The 11,790-nt window shown below is 45.5% G+C and carries 7 protein-coding genes; 4 read left to right on the top strand and 3 right to left on the bottom strand.

The window, feature by feature from the left end:
* Positions 1 to 35 precede the first annotated feature (35 nt).
* Together ACEZ3G_RS04050 and ACEZ3G_RS04045 are read left to right on the top strand one after the other, a co-directional pair.
* Positions 36 to 2,840, top strand: a complete 2,805-nt coding sequence (locus tag ACEZ3G_RS04050) for a DUF7133 domain-containing protein (RefSeq protein ID WP_432424163.1) — start codon at positions 36 to 38, stop codon at positions 2,838 to 2,840.
* A gap of 29 nt (positions 2,841 to 2,869) precedes the next feature.
* On the top strand, positions 2,870 to 3,910 hold the full coding sequence (locus tag ACEZ3G_RS04045) for a sugar phosphate isomerase/epimerase family protein (protein ID WP_432424162.1): 1,041 nt from the start codon (positions 2,870 to 2,872) through the stop codon (positions 3,908 to 3,910).
* A gap of 25 nt (positions 3,911 to 3,935) precedes the next feature.
* Here the strand turns inward: ACEZ3G_RS04045 and rimM are convergent, their stop codons facing one another.
* The 3 genes from rimM to ACEZ3G_RS04030 all read right to left on the bottom strand — a co-directional run bounded on the left by rimM (position 3,936) and on the right by ACEZ3G_RS04030 (position 6,737).
* Positions 3,936 to 4,463 carry a ribosome maturation factor RimM gene (rimM, locus tag ACEZ3G_RS04040; protein WP_432424161.1) on the bottom strand — a complete coding sequence of 176 codons (528 nt, stop codon included), beginning with the start codon at positions 4,461 to 4,463 and terminating at the stop codon, positions 3,936 to 3,938.
* Positions 4,464 to 4,475: 12 nt separating this feature from the next.
* Entirely contained in the window at positions 4,476 to 5,114 is a 639-nt protein-coding gene (locus tag ACEZ3G_RS04035) for a 30S ribosomal protein S16 (protein ID WP_432424160.1), read from the bottom strand.
* A gap of 222 nt (positions 5,115 to 5,336) precedes the next feature.
* On the bottom strand, positions 5,337 to 6,737 hold the full coding sequence (locus ACEZ3G_RS04030; RefSeq protein ID WP_432424159.1) for a sulfatase family protein: 1,401 nt from the start codon (positions 6,735 to 6,737) through the stop codon (positions 5,337 to 5,339).
* A 192-nt stretch (positions 6,738 to 6,929) separates the two neighbouring features.
* Between ACEZ3G_RS04030 and dnaE the strand changes: the two genes are divergently transcribed.
* Entirely contained in the window at positions 6,930 to 11,315 is a 4,386-nt protein-coding gene (dnaE, locus tag ACEZ3G_RS04025) for a DNA polymerase III subunit alpha (RefSeq protein WP_432424158.1), read from the top strand.
* Between the two features lie 107 nt (positions 11,316 to 11,422).
* Positions 11,423 to 11,740: a thioredoxin gene (trxA, locus tag ACEZ3G_RS04020; RefSeq protein WP_432424157.1), complete on the top strand. Its 318-nt coding sequence runs from the start codon at positions 11,423 to 11,425 to the stop codon at positions 11,738 to 11,740.
* Positions 11,741 to 11,790: the final 50 nt, after the last annotated feature.

The following is an 11,790-nucleotide window of genomic DNA, read 5'->3' as shown; positions in this document are numbered from 1 at the left end:
TTAATTTTCATCCTTTACCTTCCAATAATTTAGAGATGTCTTGTTATCTGAGTTTTCTTAAGCAAAAAAATAGGTCTTTTCGATTTGAATATCTTGTAGTCGCCGTTTTAATTTCAAGTCTTTACGGTTGTACCTCGAAAGAAAAAAAGTTGGACCCGGTCGATCTTGTCATTGAGTCAATGTCCGATTCGTTGCCAAAAATTGGATTGCCGGAAGGTGTAGATCCCGAACATGAGGATTGGAAGGGAGCCGATTTGGAACCTAAGGCACCCGTACTTCCGTTACACCCAGAGGAAGAAGCCAAGAAGTTTTTGTTGCCCGAAGGCTTTCATATTGAACCGGTGCTCACCGAACCTCAGATTGAACAACCGGGAGCCATTTCATTCGACGGCAATGGACGCATGTTCGTACTTGAATTGCGTACGTATATGCTCACGGCAGATTCTGACGGAACTTTAGAGCCTGCCAGTAGAATTTCGAGATGGGAAGACATCGATAATGATGGTATTTATGAAACGGGAACGGTCTTTGTCGATAGTCTTATTTTCCCCCGTTTTGTATTGCCTTATGGTAAAGATGCCGTTCTGACCATGAATTCCGATGAGGACAATGTATATAAGTTCACCGATACCAATGGAGATGGCAAGGCCGATAAGAAAGAACTTTTTACCAATAATTATGGGCGATCGGGCAATGTGGAACACCAGCAGGCCTTTATGTACTACAATATGGATAATTGGCTTTATAGTACATACAATGCTTTTCGGGTTCGGGAAACCCCTACGGGCGTTATTCGGGAAAACACAGGTTATAACAGGGCGCAATGGGGCGTGACCCATGACGATGATGGCAAGGTATGGTTTTTGGGCGGCGCAAGCGGGCTACCGTCCCAATTTCAACAACCGGTACATTATGGAAATTTCAATTATGAGGATAATTATGCCGAAGGATTTGAAGAACCCTGGGGTGCCGCTGTTTTGATCGGTGACTTGCAAGAAGGCATGGATCGGGTGCGCGAAAACAATGGCGGGCCAAAAAGGGTCACCGGTGCTGCCGGAAACGATATCTACCGGGGTGATCGTTTGCCAAAAAGCCTTTATGGGCAATTGTTCTATGGCGAACCTGTTGCCCGTATCGTACGTCAGGTGAATCCCGTAGTTAATGAGGGCATAACTACCTTGCATAATGCATTTCAAGACCAAAAATCCGAGTTTCTACGTTCAACCGACCCTTTGTTCCGTCCGGTCGATATGACGACTGCGCCCGATGGTACCTTATATATTACCGATATGTACCATGGCATCATACAAGAAGGCCAATGGGCGCAAAAAGGCACTTATCTCCGTGCAAAAATCGAACAATATCAATTGGACAAGGTCATAGGGCTAGGCCGTATTTGGCGTATTACCCATGACAGCAAGGAGCGCGACAAGACGAGGCCGAACATGCTCAATGAAACGCCGGCCCAACTTGTCAGGCATTTGGAACATCCGAACGGTTGGTGGCGCGATCAGGCCCAACAATTGATCGTTTTGTCCCAAGACAAAAGTGTCGCACCACAACTGGAAGCAATAGTAACCGGCAGCGATAATCTCTTGGCCCGATTTCATGCATTGTGGAGTTTGGAAGGCCTCGGTACGCTTAAACCGAAAATGGTTCGGGAACTTTTAGAGGATCCCAATCCCCGAATGCGTATTCAGGCGATGCGTGTCGGTGAGACCTTGTACAAGTCGGGTAACAAGTCTTTGGGCGACGATTATTTGAATTTGCTAGAAGATGAAAATGTTGATGTGGCCCTGCAGGCGATGTTGTCGGCACATGTTTTGGAGGTTCCGTCTTTGGATATTGCTTTGAAAGAACTGCTTAGATCGAATCGGGCCAAGGGCATACAGACCATCGGCTCACAGATTTTGGAACCCAAAGAGGTCAGAAATTGGTGGGAAGTAACCGCCAACGAACTTACCGATGCCCAAAAAAGTACCTTGTATAAGGGAAAAGTGATTTTTAATGAGCTCTGTGTACAATGTCATGGAAACGATGGGGCGGGAACACCCGTTGGCGAGGGTTTGGTGATGGCACCTCCTTTGACAGGCTCCGTTCGGGTGCAGTCCCATCCCGAATACGTGATCAAAACGGTGATGCACGGACTTGAAGGTCCACTCGATGGAAAGACCTATCCCGCCGGTATTATGGTGGGCAACAAAGAACAATCTGATGAATGGATCGCGGCCATTGTATCTTATATACGAACCAATTTATCCAATGAGGGGTCAATGGTTACTGCCGAAGATGTACGTAAGGTACGGACCAAAACAATGGAACGTGAAGGGCCTTACATCTATAGTGAGCTGATGGAATCAGTTCCGCAAGAACTAGTGCCCAATGGACAATGGAAGATTACGGCAAGTCATAGCGTACCTACACGAATAGGTGGTACGTCGGCCCCTTCAGGTGCCTTTAATTTTGAGGGATGGACCACAGGGGAAGACCAGAAGAAAGGTATGTGGTTTCAAATAGAACTGCCCGGACAGGCAAAAGTGTCAGAACTGCATTTTACCTCTCAACCGAATTCCAGGGGATGGCGGCCAGATGCTCCCCCGCCGATTCAGACTTATCCAAGAACATATGTACTGGAGGCCTCGAATGACGGTGTAAATTGGTCAAAATTAGTAGAGGAGAAGGGGCGCCAAGCAAAGGTTGCGCTTGTTTTTGAGCCGGTAGATGCGAAGTTCCTTCGAATTACATTAATGGAAGATGTCGAGTCGATTGAAGATTTAAAGATCCCCTGGTCGATGAAACAAATGAAAATATTCGGTAGACAGACCGGTATAAGTCAATAAATGATGAGTTGCACTAAAACTTAAAAGAAATGGATAAAAAAACTATTAGTAGAAGGTCTTTTATTGGAAAAACATCTTTGGTCGCGACCGGGGCTTCTTTGGTAGGGCCATCACTTTTTGGGGCTCCAGCGATATTGAAGAACTACGGAAAACCCAATTCAAAGATCAATGGCGTACAAATAGGAGTAATTACCTATTCCTTTAGAAGTATGGAAGATCAAAGTGCAGAGGCTACGCTTCAATATATTCTTGATTGTGGAGTCAGCGCCATCGAATTGATCGGAGATCCGGCCGAGGTATTTGCCGGTAGGCCTGAAAACCCTATTGACATGAATAAGATGTGGGGCTTGCGACGAAAAAAGCGTGATGAAGAATTGACAGAAGACGAACAAAAAGAATTGGACGATCTAAGTGCCCAACAAAAAGATTACGATTCAAGGGTCTCAGAATGGCGTAAAAGTGACCATAAGGACAAGTTCGCCGAATTTAGAAAAATGTACAATGATGCCGGGGTAGACATTTACGCCTTTAAACCCCGCAATACCTTCGGATTGGAAAATTCAGATCATGATATCGAATGGGGAATGCGGATGGCCAAGGTATTGGGGGCCGATCATGTTACTGTCGAGCACCCTAGCGATGATGCCCATACCTTACGTTTGGGCAAGTTGGCCAAAAAACATGGCGTTTATATAGCGTACCATGGCCATGAACAGCAAACACCTACTTTATGGGATACGGCCTTAGAGCAATCTAACTATAATGCGTTGAACCTTGATCTCGGCCATTATGTGGCCGCAGGCAATGATACGCCTTTGGATATAGTCAGGGCAAAGCACGATCGTATCAAAAGCATGCACTTAAAAGATCGACAAACGCCCCAAAACAATAAGGGGAATTTGTCTTGGGGTACTGGTGATACCCCGATTGCAGAGGCCTTGCAACTAATGCGCGATAAAAAATACACCTTTCCGGGCACTATTGAACTTGAGTACAAAGTACCTGAAGGTTCAAATGCGGTCGAGGAGGTTAAAAAATGTTTGGAGTATTGTGAAAAAGCCTTGAAATAAGACTTTAAAAAATCAGGCCGAAACTTTATGATAGGTAAAGTTCTACCAGCCCATCAGGTGTTTTTACGTGAATGGTTTTTTGTTCGCGATCAACTTTGGTAATGATTTCATCATTAATGGGAATCAATAATTGCTTATCACCCTTTTGAATTTCAAACAGGGCCTGTGAGGTGGTGTCATTGACACTTTGAACCGTTCCAATATTCCCATGGTCACTATCTAAAACGGTAAATCCTATTATTTCGTGAAAATAGAATTTATTGCCCTCAAGTTTGGGCAAAAAGGTCAGCGGAAGGTATAATTCGGCACCCATAATTCTATCGGCATCCGCCTCGTCATTGATTTCCTCGAAATCGATGCGTAGAAGATTCGATTTGTGCAAACGGCATCGGCCAATAAAAAATGGAACCAGGTTATTTCCCAAGGAAATAAAAACTGATTCCATATTTTCGTAAAGTTCGGGTTCGTCGGTATCGAGTTTTACGAGAACCTCTCCTTTATAACTGTATTTTGAAACGATTTTGCCCAGATAGAAACACTCCTCTTTGCGCATCGCTTTAAGTACTTATTCTTCTTCGGTAGCAGCTGCTGCCTCCTCGGCATCATTTTCCGCTTTTGGGGCCTCTTCGGCGACTTCTTCTTTGGTCTCTTCGACAGTTTCTGCTGTTTCGACCGCGGCAGTGGCCTCAGGGGTTTCGGCTACGGCCTCAACCTCGGCTTCGGCGCCCTCTCCTTCCGGTGTTTCCGGAAGTTCAGCTTCAACGGCTGCCAGTGCCCTTTTTTCATTCACCTCTTTTTCCGCTGCCAATGCTTTTTTCTTTGCTTCCTCCTTAGCTTTGTCCAGTCCGCTGACCTTGGCCGCAATGGATTTTTCCTTTTCCTCCAACCAAGCATTGAATTTTTCCTCGACCTGCTCCTCGGTCAATGCGCCTTTACGAACACCTCCTAAAAGATGATGCTTTAGAAGCACTCCTTTATAAGAAAGAATGGCACGCGCCGTATCGGTGGGCTGTGCACCGTTCTGTAACCATTGTACCGAATTGTCAACATTGATTTCGATTGTGGCGGGATTGGTATTCGGGTTGTAGATGCCCAATTTCTCCAAAAATTTACCATCCCTTTTCGCACGGCTATCGGCTGCTACGATCCAATAGAAAGGTTTGTTTTTTTTACCGTGTCTCTGTAATCTAATCTTTACTGGCATATCACATTAATTTGTAGGGTGCCCGACCCTGGTTATTAATTCTTTGTTTTATTCTGTCTCCTGCCTATGCAGGAATCTTATTGGCCCTAAAAAGGGCTGCAAATATACTTCAAATCTTTAAATGTGCAATAGCTTTAATACAGAACTCATTTAAACTTTTTCAATTGGCGGAAAATGCCCGAATTTTGTTTTAATCCAAAAAGTTTAAATGAGTTCACAATGCTATTCCCTTTCGGCCAACATATCTTTTCCCTTTATCAATTTTGAACGATGCTCATCGACCATTTCCATGATATCATTGATGACATCTCGATGCTTTTCGGCAACATCGAATTGCTCGCCTGGGTCAAAATTCAAGTTGTACAGGAGAGGGGTATCATGAACAATACGTTCGCCGAATTCGCCATATGCGCCCTGGGTTATAAAATGGGCCTTGAAATCACCAAGTCGGGCGGCATAGAGTTCGGTACCCCTATAATAAAGCACATTGTTTCTTGGGCTTGGTTCCTGGTCAAGTAAAGTCCCGGTCAAATCTACACTGTCCAAAATCCGATCATCCGGCAATTTTAGTCCGGCCAGGGAACTGAATGTGGCAAATAGATCCATGGTCGTACCAAGATCGGTTATGATTCCGGGCTTGATACGCTTTGGTGCCCAAAAAATGGTCGGTTCGCGCATGCCTCCTTCCCATGTAGTGCCTTTGCCGGCTTTTAAAAGTCCGGCACTGCCACCGTTCAACTTGAAGGGCAGCCATGGACCGTTGTCGGAAGTGAAAACCACAATAGTGTTGTCGGCCAGACCTTCTTCTTTAAGCGTGTTCAGTATTTTGCCGACGCCATTATCGATTTCTTGCACAACATCGCCATACAGTCCTCTTTCGCTTTTTCCCTTGAAATTGTCGGAAACGAAAAGCGGAATATGGGGCAGATTGTGCGCCAAATAAATGAAGAACGGTTTTTTCTTATTTTCCTTGATGTATTTGACCGCTTCATCGGAGTAACGCGTCGTTATTGTATTTTGGTTGGCCGGCCTTTCAATGATTTCCGTGTTGCGAAGTAGGGGTACATTGAAGTGTTCCGTTTTGATAGAGTCGTTGGGTCGTTTCCAATAGTCGTTATAGGCATCGCCTTGCAGTCGATCCATGTCGTTGGAATATGGAATTCCGAAATAATAATCGAACCCATTATTGGTGGGCAGGTATTGTTTCTTGTGGCCCAAGTGCCATTTGCCGATACAGGCCGTTGCGTAGCCGGCCGTTTTCAACTGTTCGGCCAAGGTGATTTCACTAGGGGGCAATCCATTTTTTGAATCGGGAAAAAGCACACGATGTCTGTCGCTCGCCATGCCGCTACGAACGGGAAGTCGTCCTGTCAACAGGGCGGCACGGCTAGGTGTGCATACACTGGCGCCAACATAAAAATTCGTCCATTTTTGGCCTTCGTTGGCCATTCTATCGAGATTTGGGGTTTTGATGGTCGGGTGCCCGAAACAACTCAGGTCTCCGTAGCCAAGGTCATCGGCAAAAATGATAATGAAGTTGGGTGGTTTTTTTTCGGAATCTTGACCCTTGACTTCGGGAAGCATCAATAAAACTAAAGTGAACAGGAGTAAAAAGTTCTTCATGGTGCGAATTTTGTTGAGGTTCAAGATACAATAAAAGAAATGGAATGTTTGGTTTTCGAGCGTTGATAACTCATGACAACTCCCCTTTTGCTACGGGCCGTTTTTCACTATTTTTATCGGTGCTATTTTGGGCAGTTATCCGCTGCCACTGTTTGCCGCAAAAGGCAGGCGCGAACGGACAGAAGTTAATATATGTACCTAATATTCGATACCGAAACCACTGGACTCCCCAAGCGTTGGGATGCCCCCATCACCGATACCGATAACTGGCCTCGATGCATTCAGATCGCATGGCAGTTGCATGACGAAATGGGCAATTTGGTCGAGCATCAAGATTATTTGGTACGCCCCGATGGGTTCAACATACCTTATGATGCCGAGAAAATACATGGTATCTCTACGGCTTTGGCCGAACAGGATGGAGTTCCGCTCTCCGAAGTTTTGGAAAAATTCAATGCTGTCCTGGCACGAACGAAGTTCATCGTGGGCCAAAATGTGGGATTCGACGTCAATATCATGGGGGCGGAATTTCACCGCTCGGGCGTCGAAAATGCATTGCAAGACCTTCCGGTTTTGGACACCTGTACCGAAGAGACCGCGTTATTGTGCCAAATTCCCGGAGGCCGGGGCGGGAAGTTCAAACTGCCGACACTGACCGAACTCCATGAATACCTGTTCAAAGAACCCTTTGCAGAGGCGCACAACGCGACCGCCGATGTCGAGGCAACGACACGTTGTTTTTTGGAACTTGTTCGAAGAAAACACTATACCGTCGAGGAGCTCGATGTGCCATCCGATTATTTTGAAAATTTCTCGGAAGCCAATCCGCAGGAAATCGAATTGATCGGTATTAAACACATCAATCTTCAAAAAGCCTCGAAGAAAATAGCCGATGCCCTTTGGGAAAAAGACACGGGCGGTGTATCGCAGGAAGAGATAAGGGAAAATATCAAGACCCTCGAAGATGCCCCGTTCGCGCATCTGCATAACCACTCGCAATTTTCGGTGTTGCAGTCTACCATAAACATCAAGGATCTGGTGCGATCGGCGGCCGAAAACAATATGTCGGCCGTGGCCCTGACCGACCATGCGAATATGATGGGCGCGTTTCATTTTGTCAAAGAGATCAAGGCCCATAACAAAAGTGTCGAAGAAAAAAATACCATAGCAATCAACCATGGCGAGCCACCTACGGGATTGGAAATCAAGCCGATAATCGGCTGTGAATTCTTCGTTTGTGAAGACCATACCAACAAGAACGTTAAAGATTATGGCTATCAGATCGTACTATTGGCCAAGAACAAAAAAGGTTATCAGAATCTTTGTAAAATGTCTTCGATCGCCTATACCGATGGTTTTTATTATGTGCCTCGTATCGATAGGGAAGTAATTCAGAAATACAAGCAAGATATTATCGTTTTGACCGGAAACCTGTACGGTGAAGTGCCAGGTAAGATCCTCAACATAGGCGAGAATCAAGCCGAGGAAGCTTTGCTTTGGTGGAAAGACCAGTTTGGCGACGACCTATATATCGAGATAATGCGCCATGGGCAAGAAGATGAAGATCGGGTCAATCAGGTCTTGATTGAATTTGCCAATAAGCACGAAGTAAAATTGGTGGCGACGAACAATACGTATTATTGTTCGCAAGAAGATGCCGAAGCACATGATGTGCTGCTCTGCGTAAAGGATGGGGAAAAACAGGCCACACCGATAGGTCGAGGCCGGGGTTACCGATACGGACTGCCCAATCAAGAGTATTATTTCAAGTCGGGGGAAGCGATGAAGGAACTTTTCAAAGACCTCCCCGAATCGATTTTGAGCGTTCAAGAAATTATCGACAAAATAGAACCGTTCGATTTGGCCAGGGACGTATTGCTGCCGAAATTCGACATTCCTGAAAAATTCAAGGTCGATGAAGACGAAGTGGACGGCGGCAAGCGAGGTGAAAATGCATATTTGCGCCATATCACCTATGAAGGGGCCAAAGAGCGGTACGGCGAAATCACCCCTGAAATTAGGGAGCGCATCGATTTTGAGCTGAAGACAATCGAGAATTCAGGTTATCCCGGTTACTTTTTGATCGTAGAGGATTTCATCCGCGAAGCCCGAAAAATGGATGTTTCGGTGGGGCCGGGAAGGGGTTCTGCCGCCGGTTCGGTTGTGGCCTATTGTTTGAAGATCACGAACATCGATCCCTTGAAATACGATTTGCTTTTTGAGCGGTTTTTGAATCCGGATAGGGTGTCGATGCCCGATATCGATATTGATTTCGACGATGAAGGCCGTGGCCGTGTCATGGACTATGTCATTAATAAATATGGGGCCAATCAGGTGGCGCAGATTATCACTTACGGCACTATGGCCGCAAAATCCTCTATTCGTGACACGGCACGGGTATTGGACCTTCCTTTGGGCGATGCCGATCGAATCGCCAAGCTGATTCCGACCATGTCGAAATTGGCGAAGATTTTCGGGGTAGAGGAGTCCGAACTCAAAAAAAGGTTCCGGGCCGAGGAACTTGAAAAGGTAAATCAATTGTTGAACATAGCCGATGGCGATGATCTAGAGGCCCAGACCCTGAAAATGGCAAGGGTGCTCGAAGGTTCGTTGCGTAATACGGGTATCCATGCATGTGGGGTAATAATTACCCCTGATGATATCACCAATTTCGTTCCCGTGGCGACCGCCAAGGATTCCAATTTATATGTGACCCAGTTCGATAACTCAGTGGTCGAAAGTGCCGGTCTATTGAAAATGGATTTCTTGGGATTGAAGACCCTGACCTTGATCAAAGATACCGTCAAGATCGTCAAGGCGAAGCACGGCATCGAATTGGTACCCGACGAGTTTCCGTTGGATGACGAGAAGACATACGAACTTTTCCAGCGGGGCGATACGGTGGGTATTTTTCAGTACGAATCCCCCGGAATGCAGAAACATCTAAAAAATTTAAGACCGACCGTATTCGATGATCTCATCGCGATGAACGCGCTCTACCGTCCCGGGCCGATGGAGTACATTCCCGACTTCATTACCCGAAAGAACGGTATGGCCGAGATCACCTATGACCTTCCTGAAATGGAAGAGTATTTGAAAGAGACCTATGGCATTACGGTCTATCAAGAGCAAGTAATGTTGCTATCCCAAAAACTGGCGGGTTTTTCAAAGGGCGAGGCCGACGTGTTGCGAAAGGCCATGGGGAAAAAGATATTCGCCGTGCTGCAAAAGATGAAGCCTAAATTTCTCGAAGGTGGTGCGTCGAACGGTCATCCGAAAGAAATCCTTGAAAAAATTTGGAAGGACTGGGAAGCCTTTGCTTCCTATGCGTTCAATAAAAGTCACTCTACCTGCTATGCCTATATTGCCTATCAAACGGCTTATCTGAAGGCGCACTATCCCGCTGAATACATGGCGGCGGTCTTGAGCAACAATATGAACGACATCAAGCAGGTGACCTTTTTTATGGAAGAATGTAAACGTATGGGCCTTGATGTGCTCGGGCCTGACGTCAATGAATCGTACTACAAATTTGCCGTTAACAAAGAAGGGGCCGTTCGCTTCGGAATGGGCGCCATCAAAGGGGTCGGCCGGGCAGCGGTAGAAACTATCGTATCGAAGAGAAAGGAAGACGGACATTTTAGATCGGTATTCGATATGGCCAAACGGGTCGATCTCAGAGCAGCCAATAAAAAGGCCTTTGAGAACCTGGCCGTTGCCGGTGGTTTCGATTCTTTTGGTACGGCCCATAGGGCGCAATACTTTCACGATGAAGGTGACGGTATCACTTTTTTGGAAAAGGTCATCAAGTATGGGGCCAAGTTCCAGGAAAACGAAAACTCGGCCCAGGTGAGCTTGTTCGGTGAGGCGAGCGAGGTACAGATTCCCGAACCTGTGGTTCCCCCTTGTGAAGAATGGGGCACGATGGAAAAATTGCGCCGCGAAAAAGAAGTTGTGGGCATCTATATTTCAGGTCACCCATTGGATGATTTCAAGACTGAGATCAATACCTTTTGCAACGCAAGCGTTTCATGTGCGAATGAATTGGAGAATTATGTGAATCGGGAATTGTCATTTGCAGGCGTCATTACCGATGTGCAACATCGTATTTCAAAAAACGGAAAAGGGTGGGCCTTGTTCACTGTTGAGGATTATACCGATTCTTTTGAATTCAGGATTTTTGGAGAGGAATATTTGAAATACCGCCATTTTTTGATGATCAATTCGTTCGTCTATATAAAAGTATTCGTTCGTGAAGGATGGATCAACAGGGATACGGGCAAGAAAGGAGACCCCCGTTTGCAGTTCAATAGTTTTATGTTGCTTCAGGAAGTCATGGATACCTATGCCAAAAAACTGACCATCAAATTAGATATTGCCGCTTTACAGGAAAAACGGATCAAGACCCTAAAAGACACTTTGCATATACATAAAGGGGATCATGCGTTGAACTTTGTCGTCTATGAAATGGAAGAACAGATCAAGGTGAATTTGGTGAGTAGAAAGAAAAAGGTGCAAATTTCAAGCGAATTATTGACCACCCTCGAAGCACAGGATTTTCATTATAAATTGAATTGATCATGAATAAGTTCTATTGATACCATAATAGGTTTTATGAATAAATTGCCCGTAAGTAAGAAGAAGAATATTTGACTAACTTTGTAAAATAAATAAAAGTAATTAACATGGCTTTAGAAATAACAGATGCTACTTTTGACGAAGTAGTCTTAAAAAGTGATAAACCCGTTGTGGTCGATTTTTGGGCAGCTTGGTGCGGACCCTGTAGAATGGTAGGCCCTATCATTGACGAGGTAAGCACTGAGTACGAAGGCAAGGCCGTCGTGGGCAAGGTCGATGTAGATGCAAACCAAGAATTTGCTGCCAAATACGGGGTTCGTAATATACCGACCGTATTGGTGTTCAAAGATGGTGAAATCGTGAATAGACAGGTCGGGGTATCACCGAAAAAGGTCTATACCGATGCTATCGATGCAGTGTTGTAAGTAAAGGGTTTTAATATTTTATTATAAAGGGTTTGGCGAAAGTCGGCCCT

It is taken from the genome of Meishania litoralis, assembly GCF_042611095.1.
Lineage (GTDB): Bacteria > Bacteroidota > Bacteroidia > Flavobacteriales > Flavobacteriaceae > Meishania > Meishania litoralis.
The sequence above is the reverse complement of the archived record's forward strand: the minus strand, read 5'-3'. Positions and strand labels throughout refer to the sequence as shown.